The organism is Snodgrassella sp., from assembly GCF_024103505.1.
In the GTDB taxonomy this organism is placed as follows: domain Bacteria; phylum Pseudomonadota; class Gammaproteobacteria; order Burkholderiales; family Neisseriaceae; genus Snodgrassella; species Snodgrassella communis.
This window is the reverse complement of sequence record NZ_JAGGIJ010000002.1, coordinates 12,402-37,107: the sequence shown is the minus strand read 5'-3', so window position 1 is coordinate 37,107 and position 24,706 is coordinate 12,402. Positions and strand designations below refer to the sequence as shown.

Here is a 24,706-nt window from a genome sequence, read left to right as displayed (position 1 = left end):
TGATGGATAAAAATGTAGCAAGACTGCGTCGTGCACGTAAAACCCGTGCCAAAATTGCAGCTCTGAACAAAGTGAGATTGTGCGTTTTCCGCACCAATAATCACATTTATGCCCAGGTTATTAGCGCAGAAGGTGACAAAGTATTAGCTCAGGCTTCTACTCTGGAAGCTGATGTGCGTTCCAGCATCAAATACGGCAGCAACGTTGACGCTGCTGTAGTAGTTGGTAAACGCATTGCTGAGAAAGCCAAAGCAGCTGGCATTGAGGCGGTAGCATTTGACCGTTCAGGTTTTCAATACCATGGTCGTGTCAAAGCGTTGGCTGAGGCAGCCCGTGAAAACGGCTTGAGCTTCTAATAAACTGGAGACCAGAAATATGGCAAAACACGAAACTGAAGAACGCGGTGACGGCCTGATCGAAAAGATGGTTGCCGTAAACCGTGTGACTAAAGTGGTTAAAGGTGGCCGCATCATGGCTTTCTCGGCTTTAACCGTGGTTGGTGACGGCGATGGTCGTATCGGTATGGGTAAAGGTAAATCCAAAGAAGTACCTGTAGCTGTACAGAAAGCTATGGATCAAGCCCGTCGTAATATGATTAAAGTACCATTGAATGGTAGTACTATTCACCATGAAGTAATCGGACGTCATGGCGCTACTCGCGTATTTATGCAACCTGCCAAAGAAGGTAATGGTGTGAAAGCTGGTGGCCCAATGCGCTTAGTATTTGATGCTATGGGTATTCATAATATTTCAGCTAAAGTACATGGTTCAACTAATCCGTACAATATTGTACGTGCAACGTTGGATGGTTTGTCTAAACTGTATACGCCTGCTGAGATTGCTGCCAAACGTGGCCTGACCGTAGAAGAAATTTTAGGAGCAGATCATGAGTGAGCAAAAAACCATTCGTATTACATTGGCTAAAAGCCTGATCGGTACTATTGCTGCTCATCGTGCCTGTGCGCGTGGCTTAGGTTTACGTCACCGTGAACATACCGTTGAAGTGCTTGATACCCCCGAAAATCGTGGCATGATCAACAAAATCAGCTACCTTTTGAAAGTGGAGAAGTAACATGCTTTTGAATACCATTCAACCAGCTGTAGGTGCCAAACATGCGGCTCGCCGTGTGGGTCGTGGTATCGGCAGTGGTTTGGGCAAAACTTGTGGCCGTGGTCACAAGGGGCAGAAAAGCCGTAAAGGTGGTTATCATAAAGTTGGTTTCGAAGGTGGTCAGATGCCTTTGCAGCGTCGTCTACCGAAACGTGGCTTTAAATCTTTAACTGCCGGTTTTAATGCTGAAGTGCGTTTAGATGATCTGGCTAAAGTTGCAGTTAGCGAAATAGATGTTTTGGTACTAAAACAAGCTGGACTAGTGCCTGCTACTGCTTTAAATGTTAAAATCATTGCATCGGGCAGTATTGATAAGGCGGTAACTTTAAATGGTATTAAAGCCACCAAAGGTGCGCAACAGGCCATTGAAGCTGCCGGTGGTAAAGTAGCAGAATAAGGCAAGGAATCAAGTGGCTAATCCGCAATCCGCAACAGGACTTTCAAAGTTCGGTGATTTAAAAAATCGTCTGATGTTTTTACTTGGTGCGTTGGTTGTATTCCGCATCGGTTCGCATATACCAGTGCCCGGTGTGGATGGTGCTGCTTTGACCAAACTGTATGAAAGTGCCGGCGGAGGCATATTAAGCATGCTTAATATGTTTTCCGGCGGTTCGTTGCAACGATTCAGTATCTTTGCAATAGGTGTGATGCCTTATATTTCAGCGTCAATTATTGTCCAACTAGCTTCTGAAATTATTCCTGCCTTGAAAGCACTTAAAAAGGAGGGAGAAGCTGGGCGCCGTACTTTGACCAAATATACGCGTTATGGCACCGTTTTGCTGGCTACCTTGCAAAGTTTTGGAGCTGCCGCATTTGTTTATCAGCAGAATGTTGTAGTATCCAGCCAATTTGAATTTTATTTTTCAACCATGGTCTGTCTGGTTACCGGAACTATGTTTTTAATGTGGTTGGGTGAACAGATTACTGAACGTGGTATTGGTAATGGCATTTCGCTGATTATTACTGCCGGTATTGCAGCCAGTCTGCCTGCCGGTATTGGTCGCTTGTTAACATTAACTAGTCAGGGATCTATCAGTTATCTGATGGCTGTTGCCTTGATCGTGGGTGCTTTAGCATTAATATATGCAGTTGTGTATATAGAGAGTGCACAGCGTAAAGTACCAGTGCAATATGCTAAGCGACAAGTTGGTAATCGCATTATGCAAGCGCAAAATTCCCATTTACCATTTAAATTGAATATGGCTGGGGTTATTCCGCCGATTTTTGCATCCAGCATTATTTTGTTTCCGTCTACTCTGCTAAGCTGGTTTGGTTCGGCAAATCAGGATGGATGGCTACAGAAACTGGCCAGTTTGTTACAGCATGGTCAGCCTGTTTATATTTTGCTATTTGCAGCTACTATTATCTTCTTTTGTTATTTCTATACGGCTCTTGTATTTAATCCAAGAGAAATGGCAGAAAATCTGAAGAAAAGTGGTGCTTTCGTGCCGGGTATTCGCCCTGGTGAACAAACCAGCCGTTATCTGGAGAGAGTTGTATTGCGCTTGACTTTTTGGGGCGCAATTTATATAGCTATCGTGTGCCTGATTCCAGAAGTACTAACTTCTGCGATGAATGTACCTTTCTACCTAGGTGGCACCTCACTACTTATTCTGGTGGTGGTGACCATGGATTTTAAAACGCAAATTGCTTCATATGTTATGAGTAGTCAGTACGAACATTTAATGAAGCGTTCTGCGATGAAATCATTATCATCACGTCGTTAAGTATTATGGCTAAAGAAGATACCATACAAATGCAGGGTGAAATCCTTGAAACCCTGCCCAACGCAACTTTTAAAGTTAAACTTGAAAACGATCACGTTGTTTTAGGTCATATTTCTGGGAAAATGCGTATGCACTATATTCGCATTTCTCCTGGAGATAAAGTGACTGTTGAATTGACTCCGTACGATTTGACTCGTGCTCGCATCGTTTTCCGCGCCCGCTAAGAGTAGAAAGGAAATAATATGCGCGTTCAGCCATCGGTAAAAAAAATTTGCCGCAATTGTAAAATCATTCGTCGCAACCGTGTTGTACGTGTGATTTGTACTGACCCTCGTCATAAACAACGTCAAGGCTAATTGGATAACCATAAGTCTTTGTGTTATAGTGACAGACTTTTTGCCCTAAGGAAAAAATATGGCTCGTATTGCAGGGGTAAATATCCCTAACAATGCCCATATCGTAATTGGCCTTCAGGCTATTTATGGTATTGGTTCGTCTCGCGCTAAACTGGTTTGCGAAGCTGCCGGCGTTGTGCCGAGCACTAAAGTAAAAGATTTGGACGAGGCTCAACTTGATGCTTTACGTGAACAGATTGCCAAATACCATGTAGAAGGTGATTTGCGTCGTGAAGTGACCATGAACATCAAACGTTTGATGGACATGGGCTGTTATCGTGGTCTGCGTCATCGCCGTGGTTTACCCTGTCGTGGTCAGCGTACTCGTACCAATGCACGTACGCGTAAAGGTCCGCGTAAGGCGATTGCAGGCAAGAAATAATTGATAAGGAACAATAATGGCTAAAGCAAACACAGCTCGTGTGCGCAAGAAAGTACGTAAATCTGTAAGTGAAGGTATTGTGCATGTACATGCATCTTTTAATAATACCATCATTACTATCACTGATCGTCAGGGCAATGCATTATCTTGGGCTACCTCTGGCGGTGCTGGTTTTAAAGGTTCACGTAAGAGCACACCATTTGCCGCTCAGGTTGCGGCTGAAGCAGCTGGTAAAGTTGCCCAAGAGTATGGCGTAAAAAATCTGGAAGTTCGTATTAAGGGGCCGGGTCCTGGTCGCGAATCTTCTGTACGTGCGCTCAACGCTCTTGGTTTTAAGATTACCAGTATTACAGACGTTACACCATTGCCACACAATGGTTGTCGGCCACCAAAAAAACGTCGTATCTAACAGGAGTATTTGAGTATGGCACGTTATACCGGCCCGAAATGTAAATTAGCCCGTCGTGAGGGCACTGATCTGTTCCTGAAGAGTGCACGTCGCTCTCTGGATTCTAAATGTAAATTGGACTCTGCTCCTGGCCAGCATGGTGCGAAAAAACCGCGTTTATCTGGTTATGGTTTGCAATTGCGTGAGAAACAGAAAATCCGCCGTATTTACGGTGTTTTAGAACGTCAGTTTCGCCGTTATTTTGCTGAAGCAGCCCGTCGTAAAGGTTCGACTGGTGAACTGCTGCTTCAGTTGTTGGAATCTCGTTTAGATAATGTGGTATACCGCATGGGTTTTGGTTCTACCCGCGCTGAGGCTCGTCAGTTGGTATCTCACAAAGCCATTACCGTGAACGGTCAGGTTGTGAACATTCCTTCTTTTCAGGTAAAAGCTGGTGATGTTGTTGCTGTTCGCGAAAAAGCCAAAAAACAGGTGCGCATTCAGGAAGCATTCAGTTTGGCCAGTCAGATTGGTTTGCCAAGCTGGGTTTCCGTTGAAGAGGGCAAACTGGAAGGTGTTTTCAAAAACATGCCAGATCGCACTGAATTGAGTGGCGATATTAATGAACAGCTGGTGGTAGAGTTTTACTCTAAATAAAGCTGGTTAAGTGAGGACAGTTAAATGCAAAACACATCCGAATTCTTGAAGCCACGTCAAATTGACGTTGACACCTTGTCTGCAACCCGTGCCAAAGTGTCTATGGAGCCTTTTGAACGTGGTTTCGGCCATACGTTGGGTAATGCTTTGCGTCGTATCTTACTGTCATCAATGAATGGTTATGCGTCGACAGAAGTAACGATTGAAGGCGTATTGCATGAATACTCTACGCTTGACAGCGTACAGGAGGATGTTGTTGATATCCTGCTGAATCTGAAGGGCGTAGTATTCAAGGTGCATGGCCGCACAGAGGTAACTTTAAGTCTGAAAAAATCAGGTGCAGGTGTTGTTACTGCTGCTGATATAGAGTTACCACACGATGTCGAAATTGTTAACCCTGATTATGTTATTTGCCATCTTTCTGAAGGTGGTAGTATTAATATGGAAATTAAGGTTGAACAAGGTCGAGGTTATGAATCTGTGTCAGGACGTCGAAATAAAGACGACCACAAACGTATCGGCGCTATTCAACTAGATGCAAGCTTTTCGCCTATCAGTCGTGTTAGCTTTGAAGTGGAACCCGCTCGTGTAGAGCAGCGTACTGATTTAGACCGCTTGGTTCTGGATATTGAAACCAATGGTGCTATTGATCCAGAAGAAGCGGTTCGCAGTGCGGCCTGTATTTTAATTGACCAGATGTCAATTTTTGCCGATTTACAGGGTACTCCGGTTGCGGTGGTGGAAGAAAAAGAACCACCAATTGATCCGATTTTGCTTCGTCCAGTTGATGATCTGGAGTTGACTGTTCGTTCAGCAAACTGCTTGAAAGCTGAAGATATTTACTATATTGGCGATTTGATTCAACGCACAGAGACTGAATTATTGAAAACCCCGAATTTGGGTAGAAAATCTCTGAACGAAATCAAGGAAGTTTTGGCTTCCAAAGGTTTGACGTTGGGTTCAAAACTAGAAGCCTGGCCACCGGCCAGTCTGGAAAAGCCTCAAGTTTGATGATTAAAGGATAATGACATGCGTCATCGTAATGGTAACCGCAAATTAAACCGCACCAGTAGTCACCGTGCTGCTATGTTGCGTAATATGGCCAATTCTTTGTTGACTCACGAAGCAATTGTAACTACCTTGCCTAAAGCAAAAGAGTTACGTCGTGTAGCTGAACCATTGATTACTTTAGGTAAAAAGCCTTCATTGGCTAATCATCGTTTAGCTTTTAATCGTACGCGTGATCGTGACGTTGTGGTGAAACTTTTTAATGAGTTAGGCCCGCGCTTTGCTAATCGTAATGGTGGCTATCTGCGCATATTGAAGTATGGTTTTCGTAAGGGTGATAATGCTCCACTAGCTTTAGTTGAGTTAGTTGAGAAAGCTCCTGAAACACAAGCTGTAGCTGAGTAATCAGGCTACACAGACAAGCCAGCCGTTGGGCTGGCTTGTTTCATTTTGATGTTTTGTTTCCCTCTATGCTTGATGGCTTTGATACTTTTCTTTTTTAATTTGTGCATTTGGACTTATGTTTAATATTGTTGCTTTATCAATTCAATGTATTCGCTGGTAAGTAATATATGCGAATAATATTAAATGTTATGTAGTCGTTAGTTTTAATTCGGTGGCCAAAGCACGCAATTTTATAAAGTTTAGTTGATGGCTTGTTGTTTGGGTTTTCTTTTAAGGTATATCAGTATGTGGATTTTACGTTGAAATTTGTTGTAAGTATTGATTATGAGCTGTCTTTAACTAAAAACTAAGTATGATTTCAATTTAATTGTATTTCTTGAAATTTAGCAGGGTACTTTTGTTTAAATTGATGTTTATATGCTGATTATTTAGTTGCCTAGCTTTTAAAAGACTTTTTTGCTTTGTAAGCTGTTAGTTATTTGTCTTCTGCGTATAATTATTGCCTGTAAGGTGACCTTCATTGTTATTTAAGGAGAAAACATGAAGTATTTGCGTTTGGCGTTATGTGGTTTGATTTTCTTTACCTCTTCGTTTGTATGGGCTAGTCGTGTTTTACCTAATGATGTTCGTATTGTTGTGATGAAGAGTGCTGAAGGACAGCAGGTGGTGCTGGGTACGGCGAAAAAAGCTTGGTTACGCACTTTAAGTCTGGGTTTAATGAAAGGTAATAAAACATTTCAGTTAAGCAAAGTAGTCCGAGTACATGATACTAGTAATCGTTTTGTTACTTACAATACTTTATATCGGTTTAAGAATATACCTATAGCAGTACGATTTGATAAGGCAAATCAGATTCAGGAAATCTGGATATTGACGGATGAGGAGCGGGATGCATTGGTTCGTCCGAATAACCCTCAGGTTGATTAATATTGTTAGGTGATATGAAAAAAGTATTTATACGAACTTTTGGTTGTCAAATGAATGAGTATGACAGTGAAAAAATGCTGTCTGTACTGGCTGAAGGGCAACCATTAGAACGCACTGACCGAGCCGAAGATGCGGATATTATTCTTTTTAATACCTGCTCAGTGCGAGAAAAAGCTCAGGAAAAAGTATTTTCAGATTTAGGGCGCATCAGGCCTTTAAAAGCTAAGAATCCGGATTTGATTATCGGGGTTGGCGGTTGTGTTGCTTCACAGGAAGGTGAAGCAATTATTCAGCGTGCGCCTTATGTAGATGTGGTATTTGGTCCGCAGACTTTACATCGTTTGCCGAAGATGATTCAGGATAAGGAAACCAGTGGTCTGTCTCAAGTAGACATTTCTTTTCCGGAAATTGAAAAGTTTGATCATCTGCCACCTGCACGGGTTGAAGGTGGTGCAGCATTTGTCTCGATTATGGAAGGCTGTTCCAAGTATTGTAGTTTTTGTGTTGTGCCTTATACCCGTGGTGAGGAGTTTTCACGCCCGCTGGAGGATGTTTTAACTGAAATTGCTGGTCTGGCACAACAGGGTGTTAAGGAAATTAATCTGCTCGGACAGAATGTAAATGCCTATCGTGGAGATATGGGCGATGGTGAAGTATGTGATTTTGCTACTTTGTTACGCATAGTCCACGAGATACCGGGTATTGAACGTATGCGCTTTACGACAAGTCATCCGCGTGAATTTTCTGATGCTATTATTGAATGCTATCGTGATTTGCCGAAATTGGTATCGCATTTGCATTTGCCGGTACAGTCTGGTTCTGATCGTGTCTTAACAGCGATGAAGCGCGGTTATACTGCACTTGAGTATAAACATATTATTCGCAAATTACGTGCTATCCGGCCGGATTTGTGTTTAAGCTCAGACTTTATTGTTGGTTTTCCTGGTGAAACGGAACGTGAATTTGAGCAGACTCTGAAGTTGGTACAGGACTTGGCTTTTGATTTAAGCTTTGTCTTCATTTATAGTCCTCGTCCGGGTACACCGGCAGCAAATTTGCCGGATGATACGCCACATGCTGAGAAGGTACGTCGTCTGGAAGCATTGAATAGTGTAATTGAAGCTGAAACGGCTCGAATTAATCAGTCTATGGTTGGTAGTGTGCAGCGTTGTCTGGTGGAAGGAGTGTCGAAAAAGGATCCAGACCAGTTACAAGCGCGTTCGGCAAATAACCGGGTAGTTAATTTTACGGGACATCCTCGTTTGATTAATCAAATGGTGGAGCTGGAAATTACTGAAGCATATACATTTTCTTTGCGCGGAAAGTTAGTCTTAGCCGAATAAAGTACTCAGTTGCAGAATAGAGGAAAAACACCGCATTAGTTCACTCGTGTGAATACAGGTACATGTACATATTAATACAGGTATAAAGGCTGTGCTTGTTGTCGGATTTTGATGTAGTAGTTATTTAAATTTTTTATTGTCCGGTTATCAGGAAAATTTTTGGTGATAACTGGTTTTATCTGGCCTTTTTTCGGTATTAAAAGGAATTGGCATGAGCCTAGCGGTTACTTCTTTTTTGGATCGTTTTTTTAAAATTAAAGAAAGTGGCAGCAGTGTACGCACTGAAGTGTTAGCTGGTCTGACCACTTTTTTGGCAATGAGTTATATTTTGGTGGTTAATCCCACTATTCTTCAAGATGCCGGTATGGATTTCGGTGCGGTTTTTGTGGCTACCTGTATTTCTTCAGCCTTTGCTTGTATGATGATGGGGCTGATAGCAAATTATCCGATAGCTCTGGCACCCGGAATGGGGCTGAATGCTTATTTTACTTATGCTGTGGTAAAGGGTATGGGTATCCCGTGGCAGGTAGCATTAGGAGCGGTTTTTGTTTCTGGCATCATTTTTATTATTCTGAGCTTGTTTAAAGTACGTGAGGCGATTGTTAATTCGTTACCAAATTCCCTCAAATATTCCATTGGTGGCGGCATCGGGTTGTTTCTGGCTCTGGTGGCGCTGAAAAGTGCCGGCATTGTGGTATCCAATCCAGCTACTTTGGTTAGTTTGGGTGATATTCATTCTCCAAAGGTGCTTTTGGCAATTGTCGGCTTCTGTCTGATTGTTGCATTGGAACATTTCCGAGTGCGTGGCGGGATTATTATTGGTATTTTATTAATTACGGCAATTGCTTCTGTAACCGGACTTAATCAATTTCAACACGTGTTTGCACCAGTTCCTTCGTTGGCTCCGACATTTCTGCAGCTGGACTTTCATGATTTGTTTACCATGAGTCTGGTTAGTGTTATTTTTGTATTTTTCTTTGTGGATTTATTTGACAGTACCGGTGTTCTGATCGGTGTTGCTGGTCGCGCTGGTTTGCTGGTAGATGGTAAGTTGCCACGAGTGAAAAAGGCATTGTTAGCTGATTCAACCGCGATTGTGGTTGGTGCTGGTTTGGGCACTTCTTCTACTACTGCTTATGTGGAATCTGCGGCTGGAGCTGCTGTTGGCGGTCGTACTGGTTTGACAGCAGTAGTAGTTGGTGTTTTGATGCTGGCCAGTTTATGGTTTTCTAAACTAGCGGCTAGTGTTCCAGAATATGCTACTGCCCCTGCATTGCTGTATGTAGGAGTGCTGATGATGCGCAGTATGACAGAAATTGACTGGAAAGATGTTACTGAGGCAGCACCTGCATTCTTTACTCTGATTTTTATGCCTTTTGCTTATTCTATTGCAGATGGCATAGCGATGGGTTTTATCAGTTACGCACTGATTAAGTTGTTCTGTGGTAAGGTTAAAGAAGTATCTTATATGGTATGGATTATTGCTTTATTGTGGGCATTCAAACTGCTCTGGCTAGGTGCGTGAGATAATCCGGTTTGTAACAGGCAGCCGTTACGGCTGCCTGAATACTTTATAGCTATATATTCTGGGCGCTGATGCACTGATATATTGAGCAGGGTGCAGCTATTATATAAATGAAAAGGGAGGAATTATGTCTTTAATTGATGAGATTATGGACTTTAACCAGAAATTTGTTGATGCTGAAGAATATGAGCAGTTTTTTACGGACAAGTATCCAGAAAAAAATCTGGCTATTGTTTCCTGTATGGACGCACGAATTCTGGATTTATTACCGCGCGCTCTGGGGCTGAAAAATGGAGATGCCAAGGTGATTCGTAATGCAGGCGCTTTGGTCACTCACCCATGGGGTTCTGTGATGCGCTCATTGCTGGTGGCTGTATTTGAGATGCATGTGCATGAAATTATGGTAATTGGGCATTATGATTGCGGTATGCAGGAATTGCATGTCCCCGATATGCTTGATCGAATGCGTGCTCGGGGTGTCAGTGATGAGCGTCTTGAAATTTTGGAGAATGCGGGCGTAGATTTTCATAAATGGCTCACTGATTTTGATAGTGTGGAAGATGCGATTATGCATTCGGTTAATATGATACGTAAGCATCCATTGATGCCGAGTGAGATTAAAGTACATGGTCTGGTCATTCACCCGATTACGGGTAAGCTGAATATTGTGGTTAACGGAAATAAAATATGAAACGTATCGGTTTGTTTGGTGGTACTTTTGATCCACCACACAATGGCCATATTCATATCGCGCAGGCTTTCGCTGATGAATTAGAACTCGAAAGTGTTATTTTTATTCCAGCAGGTGAACCGTATCATAAACAAGTTGTTACCTGTACTACTGCGGCGCAGCGTCTGGCTATGGTGGAGCAGATGATTGCTGTAGATGAACGCTTTAGTGTGTCTGATTGTGATGTGGTACGTAAAGGACCTACTTATACGATTGATACTGTGTCTCTATTTCATCAGGTATTTGCGCAGGCACAGTTATGGTGGTTGCTGGGAATGGATTCATTGTTGCAATTACCGAACTGGCATCGTTATGAGGCTTTATTACAAGGTGTTAATCTAGCTATAGCTCAACGTGGCGAGCAACGCTTAGCAGCTTTGCCTGCGACATTACAGCAATGGTTACCTGAAGCATTAGCTAAAAATCTGACTACACCGGAGGGCAATGATGGCGGACGTGCAGTGTTATTGCAGGCATCTTTCTTACCGGTGAGTTCCACTGATATTCGAAAGCAATGGCCGATGGGTAGTCATGATTGCGTTCCGGCTAGTGTGGCGGAGTATATCGACCGCGAACGCCTTTATCAGGCATAATTTATATATTTATAGAGTATTTCTGAGCAGGAAATGCTTTTAACACAATAGGATATTTACTGTATGGATGAAAATCTTATCGCGCAATGGGACAATATGGTAGCCATTGGCGTTAATGCACTCGAGGATGTTAAAGGTAAAGACATTACTGTACTGGATACATCGGCACAAACTTCGCTGTTTTCTCGGATGATTATTGCCAGTGGTGACAGTACGCGTCAGGTAAAGGCTCTGGCAAATAATGTTGTTGTGGATTTAAAAGAGGCTGGTTACGATATTATTAGTACGGAAGGCCTTGATAGTGGTGAATGGGCACTGGTTGATGCTGGTGATCTGGTTGTTCATGTGATGCAGCCTGCGGTGCGTGATTATTATGATATCGAAGCTTTATGGGGTGGAGAGAAGCCTTCTTTCCATGCAGGCGCAGCTAAACCATGGCAAGCAGTAGATTGATGCTTGCTGGACGATATATTTATTGAGATTAAATGAATATTACAGTACTGGCGGTAGGAACAAAAATGCCGCACTGGGTGGATTATGCGGTAGCCGATTATAGTAAAAGGTTTGGCCGTGAGATTCAGTTTCAGCTTAGGGAAATCAAGCCGGAAAAACGTGGTGCCGGTATTAATGCTGCGCAGGCGATGGCCGCAGAAGAGGAACGTATTGTTGCAGCTATTCCCTCACATAGTTATCTGATTGTACTGGATGAACGTGGGAAAGCGCCAACTTCCATGGAGCTGGCGGATTGGTTGAAACGATGGCAGCAACAGGGTGATAATCTGTGTTTTGTTATCGGTGGCGCAGACGGGCTGACTGATCGTTTAAAGCAGCGGGCAAATTTGTTATTGCGCCTTTCCAGTCTAACTTTGCCACATGGCATGGTGCGTGTACTGTTAACTGAGCAGCTTTACCGTGCTCAGTCGATTTTGCATAATCATCCATACCATCGTGAATGATTTTGATGGATGTCAGTAATTTGAGTATATGTTTATGTTTTAGTCATGGTTTTGATGCATACAGCTTGTTCTGATTAATCAGGATAAAATAATTTGTTGACATGAAATGAATACCCCCGTACAGGGGGTATGTTAGTATATAATTGCTGTGCGCTTGGTTTGGCTGGTATATGACCCGTTTCTGCATTAATAACAAGTAAAGTCTGATTATGAATCCTACCCCTCTGCTTGATACTATTGATTTACCACAGGATGTGCGCCGTTTGCAAAAGAACCAGTTACCTCAGCTGGCAAATGAGTTACGCGCTTATTTACTGGAATCAGTAAGTAAAACTGGTGGACATTTTGCCAGTAATCTGGGCGCGGTTGAATTAACAGTTGCTCTGCACTATGTATACCAGACGCCGCAAGATCATCTGATCTGGGATGTAGGCCATCAGAGTTATCCGCACAAAATCCTGACAGGGCGTAAAACACGTATGACGACTATGCGTCAATGTGGTGGTCTGGCTGGTTTCCCCAAGCGTAGCGAGTCGGAATACGATGTGTTTGGTGTTGGTCATTCTTCTACGTCGATTGGTGCTGCACTGGGTATGGCTGTCGCTGATAAATTACAGCATAAAACTAACCGCAATGTTGCTATTATTGGTGATGGTGCGATGACTGCGGGGCAGGCGTTTGAAGCATTAAATAATGCTGGTGATATGGATATTGATTTGCTGGTTATTCTTAATGATAATGAGATGTCTATTTCACCAAATGTCGGTGCACTGCCCAAATATCTGGCCAAAAATCCTTTGCATGATGTTAAAGGGTTGGTGAAATCAATCAAACATAAATCAGAAAAAGTATTAGGTTTAGTGCCGGGGGCTCTGGATGTAGCGCAGCGGGTGGAAAATAAAATCAAAGATCTGATTGAAGAGAGTACCAGTACTGATACGCTGTCTTTATTCGATAATTTCGGTTTTACTTATTCGGGACCGATTGATGGGCATGATGTTATTCAGCTGGTAGATGTGTTGCAGGATATGCGGAATCGTAAAGGACCGCAGCTATTGCACATCATTACTAAAAAAGGTCATGGTTATAAACTGGCTGAAAATGATCCGGTTAGTTTTCATGCTGTCAGTGCGTTTGATCCACAGCAGGGCTTGCATTCGTCTGTAACGGTGTCTAAACCTACGTATACCCAAATTTTCGGCCAATGGATACTGGATCAGGCAGCAGTAGATCAAAATTTGTTGGCAATTACACCGGCCATGCGTGAAGGCAGTGGTCTGGTAGAATTTGCACGGCAATATCCAGAACGTTATTTTGATGTCGGTATTGCTGAGCAGCACGCTGTAACTTTTGCAGCTGGTTTAGCTTGTGAGCAAATGAAGCCGGTAGTGGCAATTTACTCCACTTTCCTGCAACGGGCTTACGATCAGTTGATTCATGATGTGGCATTACAGAATTTACCGGTTTTGTTTGCAATTGATCGTGGCGGAATTGTTGGGGCAGATGGTCCAACGCATGCTGGTGTTTATGATTTGAGTTATCTGCGCTGTGTGCCTAATCTGGTCATTGCAGTGCCAAGTGATGAGCGTGAATGTCGTTTGTTGCTATCAAGCTGCTATCAGCTTAATCAGCCTGCAGCTGTACGCTATCCTCGTGGTATAGGTGCAGGTGTTGATGCAGGAGCTGATTTGGCTACAGTACCGATTGGCAAGGGGGTGCTGCGCCGTCAAGGAGACAAAATTGCTTTAATTGCATTTGGCAGTATGGTGCAAACAGCCCTTATTGTGGCTAATGCAATTGATGCTGCTGTGGCAGATATGCGTTTTGTGAAGCCATTGGATACGGAGCTATTGCTACAACTGGCAGCAGAATATGATTATTTGGTTACATTGGAAGAGAATAGCCAGATTGGTGGCGCAGGAAGTGCTGTCCTTGAAGTGCTGGCGCAGCATAAGCAGAATAAACCGGTATTGACTCTGGGGATACCTGATGTGGTTACCGGACATGGTGATACAACACAAGTGCTTGAGCAAATAGGACTAAGTGCTGACAAGATTCGGCAACAGATTCTTCAGTGGATAGGGTAAGCTTTTATCTGAATGGTTATAGGTAAGCGATATCTTTTGTTATATTTGTAAGTAAATATCATTATATTATTCAATGATTTATAACTGAATTGTGGGAAATTTTCATTATAAAATTTTTGTTTCAATATTAAATCATGTGTTTGCAGATGGCTGGCAGATTTTACAGGTAAGTATTGGGCATAGTTTGTTGCTAGTGCTTTTCCGATAATTCAAGAAATTTATTCAGTTGTATTGTTCCAGATTTGAAACGAAATCATTGTACTACGCTATACTGTCTTAATATTGAACGATAAAAGGCGGAAGCTATTTCAGTTTAGTTTGGATTATGTACTACTATAATCAATTTTTTTAGTAAATGATGGTATTTGCGTTTGGAGTACCTGCCTAAAAATTGTACAATGGCCATATCCGGCTATTGTTTTCCCCTTATCTTTTTTATTTGTTATGCATATTGGTTGTTATCAGCTTGTTTCTCCTTTTGCCTTAGCACCCATGGCAGGAATAACTGATAAACCATTTCGCCAGCTATGTCGTGAATTTGGTGCAGGCTGGGCTGTGAGTGAAATGATTACCAGTAATCCGCAATTGCAGCAAACACGCAAGACTTTACAGCGAGTGAATTATGAGGGTGAGAATGGTATCAGGGTGGTGCAGATTGCCGGTAGTGATCCGAAGCAGTTGGCAGATGTGGCACGCTATAATGTAGCCCGTGGTGCAGCGGTTATTGATATCAATATGGGTTGTCCGGCAAAAAAAGTATGTAATGCGCTGGCAGGTAGTGCTTTACTACAAAATGAATCGCTGGTTGAAGCAATTTTACAGGCAGTTGTCGATGCTGTTGATGTACCGGTAACCCTTAAAACACGTCTTGGCTGGGATGATGAGCATCGCAACATTTTGACTATTGCACAGATAGCAGAACAGGCAGGAATTACTGCTCTTGCAATACATGGCCGTACACGTACACAAATGTATCGTGGAGAGGCCAGTTATGATTTGATTTCACAGGTACGACAGCAGGTAAACCTGCCAGTGTGGGTTAATGGGGATATTATCAGTCCGCAAAAAGCATTAAGGGTATGGCAGGACACTGGTGCGGATGGTGTAATGATTGGACGTGCAGCTCAGGGGCAACCATGGCTGTTTCGTGACCTTGTGCATTACCATAAGTATGGTCGTTTGCCGCTTTCGCTGACTGTGGCTGAGCATGCTCAAGTGATAACACGTCATATTGTTGCCATGCATGATTTTTATGGCATGGTTATGGGTGTACGTATTGCCCGTAAGCATATTGGGTGGTATGTAGCTGCATTACCGGAAGGTGAGCATTTTCGCAGGCACATTAATACAGTAGATAATGCGCAATTGCAGTTACAACTGGTGAATGACTTTTTAGACAGGCAGGTTGCACAATTAACCGCATGGCCGTGTGCCTATCGGTAGCTGTAAACAGTTTTCCCTGCCATATAAGGAAAATGTAAATGAGTGGAACACCTAAAGTTAGTATCGCACAATGTATAGAGGCAAATATAAGACAGTATTTTGCTGATCTGGATGGTGAAACACCTTGCGCGGTCTATGATATGGTGTTGCAGCAGATGGAACTACCGCTATTACGTTGTGTGATGGAGGTTTGTGAGCATAATCAAACTCGTGCAGCACAGATTCTGGGTTTGAACCGCAATACACTACGTAAAAAATTAACGCAATATCATTTGTTGGATTGAATCAGTAATATTTGTATATTAAGGGAAAAACCATGGCTGTAATCAAATGGGCACTGTTGAGTGTGTCAGACAAAACCGGTGTGATTGATTTTGCACATCAGCTAACGCAATTGGGTGTCGAATTACTCTCAACAGGAGGAACAGCTAGTTTATTGGCCGATGCTGGTGTCGCAGTAACTGAAGTGGCCGACTATACCGGCTTTCCAGAGATGCTGGATGGGCGGGTAAAGACATTACATCCAAAAATTCATGGTGGGATTCTAGGACGGCGCGACTGCCCTGAACACAAGGCACAAATGGCCAAGCATGATATCGGCACCATAGATCTTGTATGTGTGAATCTGTATCCATTTGCTGCAACAGTGGCGAAGCCGGATTGTACACTAGAAGATGCTATCGAGAATATTGACATTGGTGGCCCGTCCATGGTGCGCTCTGCCGCTAAGAACTGGCGAGATGTGGCCATTGTTACAGATTGTAATGATTATGTAGCAATTATTACCGAGTTAAAGCAACATGGTTGCCTGTCAGCACAGACCCGTTTTAGCTTGGCTCGAAAAGCTTTTGCGCACACTGCTCAATACGATGGCATGATTGCCAATTATCTGACTAGTGTTGATGACAAAAATTTGGCTGGGCAACCGAATTTACATACTTTCCCACAACAATATAATCAAAGCTGGCTAAAAGTACAGGATTTACGCTATGGCGAAAATCCGCATCAGCAGGCTGCCTTTTATCGTGATTTACAACCGGCCGCTGGTAGTCTGGCTAATTATCAGCAACTACAGGGAAAAGAATTATCGTATAACAATATTGCTGATGCTGATGCTGCCTGGGAAGCTGTTAAATCTTTTACCCAGCCTGCCTGTGTCATCGTAAAACATGCTAATCCGTGTGGGGTTGCAGTTGCTGCTGATACCTTAACTGCATATCAGCTGGCATTTGCTACAGATACTACCAGCGCTTTTGGCGGTATTATTGCTTTTAATTGCGAAGTAGATGCCGCAACAGTAGAGGCCGTTACCGGCCAGTTTCTTGAAGTACTAATGGCTCCAAAATTTACTGCTGAAGCAAAAACCATCATAGCGGCCAAAAAGAATGTGCGTGTGCTAGAAATTTCTGTGTCAGTCGGAGCAAATCAGTTTGAATTAAAACGTGTTGGCGGTGGTTTGCTGGTACAGACTACAGATAATCATCAGATAGAAATGAATCAATTAAAGGTTGTAACAAGGCGTACACCCACAGAGCAGGAAATGCAGGACTTACTATTCGTATGGAAAGTAGCCAAATACGTGAAATCTAATGCAATTGTATTTGGCAAGGGTGGACAAACCTACGGAATAGGTGCAGGGCAAATGAGCCGGGTTGATTCAACGCGAATAGCTGCGCGTAAAGCTCAAGATGCAGGCTTTGAACTTGCTGGTGCCTGTGCTGCTTCAGATGCATTTTTTCCGTTTAGAGACGGGGTCGATGTGATTGCTGCGCAAGGTATTAAGGCTATTATCCAGCCGGGTGGTTCTGTACGTGATGAAGAAGTAATTACTGCTGCCAATGAGCATGATATTGCCATGGTAATAACCGGCGTGCGTCACTTCCGCCATTAAAATTAGGCCATTATCTTTCAGAAGTAATGCAATTTTAATTTAGCCACTAGCGCATACCAGCATTATCGTTTAATCGACTTATCTATGGAACTGCTTACTTATTTATTAATAGGTACTGTAGCAGGTTTTGCCGCCGGCCTGTTTGGGGTTGGCGGTGGATTAATTGTGGTACCTGTTCTGTATATTGTCTTTATGCAATCCGGTTATGGAGAAGCGGTAAGTATGCATTTGGCTCTGGGAACATCTCTGGCTACCATCATGGTTACTTCCATCAGTTCTATACTGGCTCATAATAAAAACCATGCAGTATTGTGGCTGGTAGTAGGGCAATTAACTCCCGGGCTTATACTAGGCTCATTTGGCGGTGCTGCTATTGCTGATGCCTTGTCAGGTCAGAAGCTGCAACTGATTATTGGTATTTTTTCCTTGCTCGTTGGAATCAACATGTTTTACAGTGCCCAGACAAAAAGCAATTTACAGCAGGGACAATCAATTAATCCATACTGGCACTGGTTCGCAGGTGCCATTATCGGCATAGCTTCCGCCTTATTTGGTATTGGTGGCGGCAGCTTAACCGTACCTTATCTGAGTCGCAGCGGGCTAACTATGCAACAGGCTGTTGGTACTTCTGCTGCCTGTGGTCTGCCAATTGCAATTACAGGTGCTTTAGGTTTCATGTTTTTTGGTGCGCATGAACAAATCCATATAGCTCATACCATTGGTTATGTGCATATTTATGCATTTATTGGCATCAGTATAATGAGCTTTATCACGGCTAGACAGGGAGCAAAAGTAGCACACCGACTTTCACCCGCTATGCTGAAAAAATGTTTTGCCTGTTTACTATTATTCATGAGTATGTATTTTTTAAGTAAAGCCCTGTTATTATAAATGGGTAGCAAAATAAAGGAAAAAAATGGCTTTACAGATGAAAGTTATACCCGTAACCCCGTTTCAACAGAATGCGGCACTACTATGGGATGATGTTAGCAAAGAGGCAATATTGACAGATGTCGGTGGTGAAGCCGAACGTTTATTGAGTGAGGTAGACAAGTACCAGCTCAAATTACAGGCCATCTGGTTAACACACGGACACCTTGATCATGCTGGTGGGGTGACAGATTTAACTGCCCAGCACGCTGTTCCAGTATGGGGGCCACATCAGGCAGACGATTACTGGTTGCAGGCATTACCGGAGGTTACCACTAATTATGGCTTTCCTCTTAGTCAGCCGTTTACACCTACTCACTGGTTACAGGATGGTGATAAGTTAACTGTTGGTGAACACACATTTGTTGTCTATCACATACCCGGGCATACTCCCGGTCACGTTGTATTCTACAGTCAGGCGAATAGCCTGCTGATTACTGGCGATGTTTTATTTCGGGAATCCATTGGCCGTACTGATTTCCCAGGTGGGAATCATGCTGATTTAATTCATGGCATTCAGAGTAAATTGTTTACCTTGCCCGATGAAACTCGAGTTTTGCCGGGGCATGGATTGATGACTACGATTGGTCATGAAAAAGAATATAATCCATTTTTGCGTTAATCATACCACCACTTATTTGCAAGGAACTTAAATTTAAATATTAGAAAATAACTACATGCTTAGTTGATTACAGACAAATGTGTAGTAAATTTCTTATCATCAAATCATGGGTAATGAACATTCAAACATTGATTAGCCTTTTATTCCATGGCGCAACTTTCAACAATAACAGCATACCGGGTAAGGCTAGAAAAAAACATAACCAGAAAAAACTCACATAGCCTAACCAGTTAACCAAATAGCCTGTAGTTGCGTTAATCAAGGTTCTTGGTACTGCAGCAAGACTGGTAAACAGCGCCAGTTGTGTCGCCGTAAAGGCGGGATTGGTTTCCCGCGCCATATAAGCCACAAAAGCAGCCGTACCCAAACCTACACCAACAGCCTCAAATCCAATAACAGCAGCCAGTATCAACAGCTGTTTTGTACCGATAACTGTAAAGGGTCCCTGACTAGCCAGCCAGGCAAAACCCAGAATAGAAAAAACCTGTACCAGCCCAAATAACCATAAAGCACGATTAATGCCCAGCTTAATCATCCAGATACCACCCAGAATTCCAGCAATAATCGTTGGCCATAAACCAGCATTTTTAGCAATCAGACCAATATCTTTCTTACTAAAGCCCATATCCAAATAAAAGGGTGTAGCCAGCGCAGTAGCCATACTGTCACCAAGTTTATATAGGAAAATAAAAAATAGTACCAGCAAAGCGCTTTTAACGCCTTTACGGGCAAAAAACTCCTCAAAAGGATCAATAACAGTCTGTTTAAAAGACTTAGATGTCAGTACAGGTAGCTTTGGTTCATGAGCCAGAAAGAGAGTCACCAACATCCCGGGCAACATAAATAATGCTGTAATAGCAAATACCGTTGGCCATGGATATATATCGGCCAGAATGAGTGCTAAAGAGCCCGGAACCAGTGCCGCAATACGATAGGCATTAACATGAATCGCATTACCCAGCCCAAGCTCATTATCCTGTAATATTTCACGCCGGAAAGCATCCAATACAATATCCTGACTGGCAGCAAAAAAAGCCACAAACAAAGACAAAATCTTAATCGCCGTCATGTTCTGCTGTGGATTAAGCACCATATAACCTAGCAGCGCCAGCAATAGAGCAACCTGTGTGATAAACATCCAGCTACGTCGTCTTCCCAGCCATGGAAAATAAACCGCATCCATCAATGGTGACCATAAAAACTTCCAAGTAAAAGGTAAACCAACGATTGAAAACAGACCAATAGTAGTGAGATCTACACCTTCATTACGCAGCCACGCCGGTACCAGATTAATCAGAAAATATAACGGTAGGCCAGAACTGAAACCGGTAAACACACAAATCAGCATATGGCGACTGAAAATTTTATGCCATAAAGGTGTAGTTAATTGAGTATTATTCTGAGTCATACAGATATAATCCACCAGTAAATCACATATGCCCGAAAAACCTGCATAAATCTCAGCTCTTATGCAATTGGCACAAATTGTTAAAAAAGAAAACAGACTAGTAATGAACTCGCTATTGTACGCCAGTTTGAAATCACATAAAGCAACATGTACTCATGGCTTACATCAGGTGCTATCCAAGTCATCGATGTACAACAGATAATTAACTATTGAATTGGGAGAGTCTAATCAGAGAGAATCTGTAGTGGCCACAGGTAATTCTTCTTCGTCCTCTTCCAGACATTGATAGTGTTCAGGCAAATTTTTACTGCTTTGCACACCCAGTTGACGCAATTTATTGGCTTTACTCACCAGATTTCCACGACCACTTACCAATTGTCCCATGGCTTTCTGAAATTGTCCTTGTGCCTGATCCAGATTTTTACCCACACCTTCCAGAGTATTTACAAAGCCAACAAACTTGTCATACAACCTGCCGCCTTCCTTTGCGATAGTCAAAGCATTCTGATTTTGTTGTTCACTACGCCAGATATGAGCAATTGTACGTAGCGTAGCCAGTAAAGTACTGGGTCCAACCAGCATAATCCGCTTTTGAAAGCAGTCATCAAACAGCTGATTATCCTGTTGTAGCGCAAGTAAATAGGCTGGTTCAACCGGAATAAACATAAACACAAAATCCAGCGTATTTAGCCCATCAATTTCATCATAGCATTTGGCCGACAGCTCTTTGATGTGCTGACGTACCGACTGAATGTGTGCGGCTAAAGCCTTGTCAGCACTGCTGGCATCAGTTGCCTGAGTATAGCGCACATAAGCAGTAAGCGATGTTTTAGCATCAATAACTATCTGTTTATTTTCTGGTAAATTTACCAGTACATCCGGTTGCAAGCGACGTTGGCGGCCAAACTCATCAATAACAGTAGAAGAAGCCTGTAAAACATATTCCCGCCCCTTGTGCAAACCAGAATTTTCCAATACCTTTTCCAGAATCATTTCGCCCCAGTTACCCTGATTCTTATTTTGGGTGCCAGACAACGCATCAGTAAGTGCTTTGGCATCATAATGCAATTGTGCATTCAACTGCTGTAAGTGTTTCAGCTCAGTTTCCAGAGTAGTCCGCTCTTTAGCTTCTTTTTCATAGGTATTTTGCACCAGCTGACTAAATCCTTGCATACGTTCGTGTAGAGGATTCAGCAATTGGCTAAGACTGGCCTGATTCTGCTCACTGAAGCGTTTACTCTTCTCTTCCAGAATATCATTAGCCAGTGATTTAAACTGGTCACTGAGACTGGTACGAGCTTCATTTAAAAGTACTAGTTTTTCTTCATATGCCTCACGTTCATGCTGTAGCTGTGAAGCCAGACGACTATTTTCTACACGGACATGATTCAGTTCCTCCTGAACCTGCATATATTTTTCTTCACGTAAACGCCATTCATTTTCTTGTTGTTGCCAATTAAGAAGTTGTTGCTGAGCAACAGCAAAACGACTAGTAATGTCTTGTAAATGGTTATTTGAGTATTGCAGTTGTTGCTCAAGCTTCTCTTTATTCTCCTTAAAAATAATAATTTGCTGATTTTCTGCTCTGGCTGTAGTTAATTGAATATGGCACTCATTAAGCTTATTTTGTACAAGATTAAATTGATTCTGACAGTTTTGTAATTGTTTAAGATTATGGAGTGAATACCAAATTGTAAACGCCATCAATACTATAATGATTAGCAATAACCATGCAAATACATGAAATTCAATCATTTTATTTTTAATCCATTGTCAGAAGTGTAGAATCTATATATAATATCATGCATGATACAAGGATCAGATAATTGATAGCGCAAATGTTTAAATTAGTTTAAATTCACGATTTACAAGATGATTTGTAAATAAGGTTGCTTAATATACTTTTTAAATTAATTTAATAAAATTTTGTAATTCGAGCTTTAAAAAATGGAATTTTGTTTTATGAAACAGAAAGTATAAATGTTGAAAATAATGTATAAGCAGAATTAATAAATGAAAGCTAAATTACCGAAATTAAAGTCTTTACGAATACGATTATAAATTTATAATCAGTGTTGAAATTAGACTAATTTAAATTTAATTTTCAAATATTAATATTTATTAAATAGTTGCTAGAATAGCATTCTAAATATAGATTAATCTATAATTAAAATCGTATTAAATCAAACTTGATTGCACTTGATGAAAAAAAACAGTGATTTTTATTCTTTAAAAGAATTGTATCGTAATCTATACCCATATATGCGTGGATTACTGGGTTATTTTTTCATTTCAGTTCTTGCCATGATTGCTGTCGGGGTATCTGGGCCTTGGTTTGCTGCTTTATTAAAGCCTATTATTGATAATGGGTTTGTAGAAAAGAATATTGAGGCAATGAAGTGGATTCCTCTAGAAATTGTTGGTTTGTTTATCTTACGTGGCACCGCAAACTATATAAATGAATATACTAGTGCATATATTTCTAATATTATGGTGCAGCATATTCAGCGTGATTTATTCGCAAAAATGATGTTACTGCCGGTAAAGTATTATAGTGAAAACAGTCGTGGACACATGGTTTCCCGTATTACCAATGATGCGAGAAATATTACAGGAGCTGGTTTCGATGTTATTACAATAATTGCAAAAGATGGAGTAACTGTAATAGGTTTATTGTGTTGGTTGTTTTGGCTGGATTGGCAATTGACTTTAATTACTTTCGCTACGATACCTTTAATAGCGTTGTTAGTAAGAAATATTAATGGTCGTATTCGACGCTTAGCCTCAAAAGCACAAAGTGGCATGGGAGAAGTTATACAAATCTTAACTGAGGCTGTTGATGGCACCCGTGTAGTGCGGATATATGGTGGTCAAAAGTATGAAACAGCTCGTTTTGAAAAGATTAACAAAGATCTTCGCCATATTGCTGTACGTCGTCAGTCTTATACTTCTATTGCTAGTGCTTCAACACAATTACTTATCGCTACTTCATTATCAATTATTTTATATGTTGCTGCCCAACGTGCTGCCCATGCTGGTTTTTCTGCTGGCGATTTTATGTCTTTTTTAACAGCAATGCTGATGATGTTTGATCCGCTAAAGAGAATTACTAACGTTAATTCTGTGCTTCAAGGTGGTATCATTGCTGCAACCGGTGTTTTTTCATTCCTTAAACTACGCGAAGAAGAAAATAAAGGAATCAGAATAATGCCTGATGAACCTGGTGATATTGAATTCCAAAATGTTGTATTAAAATATTCTGGGACTGAAAAAAATGCTATAAATCATATAAATCTTGTTGTCAAACAGGGTACTGCTGTTGCTTTGGTTGGAGAGTCTGGATGTGGTAAAACTTCTACCGTTAATCTCATTCCTCGATTTTTTGATGTGACGACTGGCAGTTTAAAAATTGGTGGGATTGATGTTCAAAATTATGAACTTAATAGCCTTCGTTCTAAAATGGCTCTTGTAAGCCAAGATGTAATTTTATTTAATGATAATATAGCTAACAATATAAAATATGGTTTTCCTAATGCCACAGAAGAACAAATAATACAAGCCGCAAAAGCAGCTAATGCATGGCAGTTTATTGAAAAAATGCCAGATGGCTTAGAAACTATGATAGGTGATATGGGAATGAAACTGTCTGGTGGGCAGCGTCAACGTATAGCAATTGCCCGAGCAATATTAAAAAATGCTCCAATATTAATTCTAGATGAAGCCACCAGTGCTCTAGATGCTGAATCTGAACGCCTTGTCCAATCTGCACTAGATTTGTTAATGCAAAATCGAACCACAATTATAATTGCTCATAGACTTTCTACTATTGAAAAAGCTGATAATATTATTGTGATGCATGATGGTCAAATTGTTGAGCAAGGGAAGCACAATGATCTATTACGGCTAAAAGGGCGTTACGCTACTTTATATAATATGCAACATGGCTAAAATAAGTATATAAATTAAAAAATATATTGAATCATAAGTGAGATGAAGATAAAGAATTAAATTTTGTGGTAAGTGCTACGCAATATGAAAATTCTACAAATCGATTATAAATACCATATTACTAGAGCCAAACTAGAGTATGGAATTATGGGTTGTTTGGTTTAAGATAGTCTATAATGATATCATGTAATTTTGCCCAAATAGTGATAGTGATTCCATTTCCGATTAGT

General features: G+C 41.6%; 27 protein-coding genes and 1 pseudogene. 26 read left to right on the top strand and 2 right to left on the bottom strand.

Going from position 1 to position 24,706, the window contains the following annotated elements; translation table 11 throughout:
• The first annotated feature begins 2 nt into the window (after window positions 1-2).
• The 25 genes from rplR (at window position 3) to J6578_RS02850 (ending at window position 19,120) form a co-directional block, all read left to right on the top strand.
• Complete coding sequence (gene rplR, locus J6578_RS02970; RefSeq protein ID WP_037406974.1) at window positions 3-356, top strand: 50S ribosomal protein L18; 354 nt, start codon at window positions 3-5, stop codon at window positions 354-356.
• A gap of 19 nt (window positions 357-375) precedes the next feature.
• A complete protein-coding gene (rpsE, locus tag J6578_RS02965; RefSeq protein WP_093092412.1) occupies window positions 376-894 on the top strand; it encodes a 30S ribosomal protein S5 in 519 nt (172 codons plus the stop codon).
• On the top strand, window positions 887-1,072 hold the full coding sequence (rpmD, locus tag J6578_RS02960) for a 50S ribosomal protein L30 (RefSeq protein ID WP_037406978.1): 186 nt from the start codon (window positions 887-889) through the stop codon (window positions 1,070-1,072). The genes rpsE and rpmD overlap by 8 nt, the downstream gene beginning before the upstream one ends.
• A 1-nt stretch (window position 1,073) precedes the next feature.
• Entirely contained in the window at window positions 1,074-1,508 is a 435-nt protein-coding gene (gene rplO / locus J6578_RS02955; protein ID WP_093092410.1) for a 50S ribosomal protein L15, read from the top strand.
• Window positions 1,509-1,521: 13 nt separating this feature from the next.
• A complete protein-coding gene (secY, locus tag J6578_RS02950) occupies window positions 1,522-2,838 on the top strand; it encodes a preprotein translocase subunit SecY (protein WP_287953879.1) in 1,317 nt (438 codons plus the stop codon).
• 5 nt (window positions 2,839-2,843) lie between these two features.
• On the top strand, window positions 2,844-3,062 hold the full coding sequence (gene infA, locus J6578_RS02945; protein ID WP_003684714.1) for a translation initiation factor IF-1: 219 nt from the start codon (window positions 2,844-2,846) through the stop codon (window positions 3,060-3,062).
• 18 nt (window positions 3,063-3,080) lie between these two features.
• Window positions 3,081-3,194: a 50S ribosomal protein L36 gene (rpmJ, locus tag J6578_RS02940; protein WP_003697674.1), complete on the top strand. Its 114-nt coding sequence runs from the start codon at window positions 3,081-3,083 to the stop codon at window positions 3,192-3,194.
• 58 nt (window positions 3,195-3,252) lie between these two features.
• Entirely contained in the window at window positions 3,253-3,615 is a 363-nt protein-coding gene (gene rpsM, locus J6578_RS02935; protein WP_037406984.1) for a 30S ribosomal protein S13, read from the top strand.
• A 16-nt stretch (window positions 3,616-3,631) separates the two neighbouring features.
• On the top strand, window positions 3,632-4,024 hold the full coding sequence (gene rpsK / locus J6578_RS02930) for a 30S ribosomal protein S11 (protein ID WP_025331688.1): 393 nt from the start codon (window positions 3,632-3,634) through the stop codon (window positions 4,022-4,024).
• A gap of 15 nt (window positions 4,025-4,039) precedes the next feature.
• Window positions 4,040-4,660, top strand: a complete 621-nt coding sequence (rpsD, locus tag J6578_RS02925; protein WP_025331687.1) for a 30S ribosomal protein S4 — start codon at window positions 4,040-4,042, stop codon at window positions 4,658-4,660.
• A gap of 24 nt (window positions 4,661-4,684) precedes the next feature.
• A complete protein-coding gene (locus J6578_RS02920) occupies window positions 4,685-5,671 on the top strand; it encodes a DNA-directed RNA polymerase subunit alpha (protein ID WP_093092405.1) in 987 nt (328 codons plus the stop codon).
• Between the two features lie 18 nt (window positions 5,672-5,689).
• The gene (gene rplQ / locus J6578_RS02915) at window positions 5,690-6,073 is read left to right on the top strand and encodes a 50S ribosomal protein L17 (protein ID WP_093092403.1); all 384 of its coding nucleotides are present in this window, start codon (window positions 5,690-5,692) and stop codon (window positions 6,071-6,073) included.
• A 540-nt stretch (window positions 6,074-6,613) separates the two neighbouring features.
• On the top strand, window positions 6,614-7,000 hold the full coding sequence (locus J6578_RS02910) for a hypothetical protein (RefSeq protein ID WP_093092401.1): 387 nt from the start codon (window positions 6,614-6,616) through the stop codon (window positions 6,998-7,000).
• A gap of 14 nt (window positions 7,001-7,014) precedes the next feature.
• Window positions 7,015-8,343 carry a tRNA (N6-isopentenyl adenosine(37)-C2)-methylthiotransferase MiaB gene (gene miaB / locus J6578_RS02905; protein ID WP_093092399.1) on the top strand — a complete coding sequence of 443 codons (1,329 nt, stop codon included), beginning with the start codon at window positions 7,015-7,017 and terminating at the stop codon, window positions 8,341-8,343.
• A 211-nt stretch (window positions 8,344-8,554) separates the two neighbouring features.
• Window positions 8,555-9,868: an NCS2 family permease gene (locus J6578_RS02900; RefSeq protein ID WP_093092397.1), complete on the top strand. Its 1,314-nt coding sequence runs from the start codon at window positions 8,555-8,557 to the stop codon at window positions 9,866-9,868.
• A 127-nt stretch (window positions 9,869-9,995) separates the two neighbouring features.
• Entirely contained in the window at window positions 9,996-10,559 is a 564-nt protein-coding gene (locus J6578_RS02895; RefSeq protein ID WP_037406993.1) for a beta-class carbonic anhydrase, read from the top strand.
• On the top strand, window positions 10,556-11,191 hold the full coding sequence (gene nadD / locus J6578_RS02890; RefSeq protein WP_239363913.1) for a nicotinate-nucleotide adenylyltransferase: 636 nt from the start codon (window positions 10,556-10,558) through the stop codon (window positions 11,189-11,191). Before J6578_RS02895 ends, nadD begins: the two co-directional genes overlap by 4 nt.
• A 63-nt stretch (window positions 11,192-11,254) precedes the next feature.
• Window positions 11,255-11,644, top strand: a complete 390-nt coding sequence (gene rsfS, locus J6578_RS02885; RefSeq protein ID WP_037406998.1) for a ribosome silencing factor — start codon at window positions 11,255-11,257, stop codon at window positions 11,642-11,644.
• A 32-nt stretch (window positions 11,645-11,676) separates the two neighbouring features.
• The gene (gene rlmH / locus J6578_RS02880; protein ID WP_093092393.1) at window positions 11,677-12,147 is read left to right on the top strand and encodes a 23S rRNA (pseudouridine(1915)-N(3))-methyltransferase RlmH; all 471 of its coding nucleotides are present in this window, start codon (window positions 11,677-11,679) and stop codon (window positions 12,145-12,147) included.
• A 209-nt stretch (window positions 12,148-12,356) separates the two neighbouring features.
• Window positions 12,357-14,234 carry a 1-deoxy-D-xylulose-5-phosphate synthase gene (dxs, locus tag J6578_RS02875; RefSeq protein WP_287953878.1) on the top strand — a complete coding sequence of 626 codons (1,878 nt, stop codon included), beginning with the start codon at window positions 12,357-12,359 and terminating at the stop codon, window positions 14,232-14,234.
• A gap of 444 nt (window positions 14,235-14,678) precedes the next feature.
• Window positions 14,679-15,677: a tRNA dihydrouridine synthase DusB gene (gene dusB / locus J6578_RS02870; protein WP_287953877.1), complete on the top strand. Its 999-nt coding sequence runs from the start codon at window positions 14,679-14,681 to the stop codon at window positions 15,675-15,677.
• 38 nt (window positions 15,678-15,715) lie between these two features.
• Window positions 15,716-15,961: a helix-turn-helix domain-containing protein gene (locus tag J6578_RS02865; RefSeq protein WP_037407002.1), complete on the top strand. Its 246-nt coding sequence runs from the start codon at window positions 15,716-15,718 to the stop codon at window positions 15,959-15,961.
• Between the two features lie 32 nt (window positions 15,962-15,993).
• The gene (gene purH / locus J6578_RS02860) at window positions 15,994-17,568 is read left to right on the top strand and encodes a bifunctional phosphoribosylaminoimidazolecarboxamide formyltransferase/IMP cyclohydrolase (protein WP_287953876.1); all 1,575 of its coding nucleotides are present in this window, start codon (window positions 15,994-15,996) and stop codon (window positions 17,566-17,568) included.
• Window positions 17,569-17,652: 84 nt separating this feature from the next.
• Complete coding sequence (locus tag J6578_RS02855; RefSeq protein ID WP_287953875.1) at window positions 17,653-18,459, top strand: sulfite exporter TauE/SafE family protein; 807 nt, start codon at window positions 17,653-17,655, stop codon at window positions 18,457-18,459.
• Between the two features lie 25 nt (window positions 18,460-18,484).
• Window positions 18,485-19,120, top strand: coding sequence for an MBL fold metallo-hydrolase (locus J6578_RS02850; protein ID WP_287953874.1), 636 nt, complete (start codon window positions 18,485-18,487; stop codon window positions 19,118-19,120).
• 121 nt (window positions 19,121-19,241) lie between these two features.
• On the opposite strand, the gene J6578_RS02845 is transcribed toward J6578_RS02850, so the two are convergent.
• Entirely contained in the window at window positions 19,242-20,528 is a 1,287-nt protein-coding gene (locus J6578_RS02845; RefSeq protein WP_287953873.1) for an AmpG family muropeptide MFS transporter, read from the bottom strand.
• Window positions 20,529-20,756: 228 nt separating this feature from the next.
• Window positions 20,757-21,908, bottom strand: a pseudogene (locus J6578_RS02840) (DNA recombination protein RmuC); the annotation flags it as partial.
• A gap of 822 nt (window positions 21,909-22,730) precedes the next feature.
• Between J6578_RS02840 and msbA the strand changes: the two are divergent.
• Window positions 22,731-24,476: a lipid A export permease/ATP-binding protein MsbA gene (msbA, locus tag J6578_RS02835; RefSeq protein ID WP_287953871.1), complete on the top strand. Its 1,746-nt coding sequence runs from the start codon at window positions 22,731-22,733 to the stop codon at window positions 24,474-24,476.
• Window positions 24,477-24,706 lie beyond the last annotated feature (230 nt).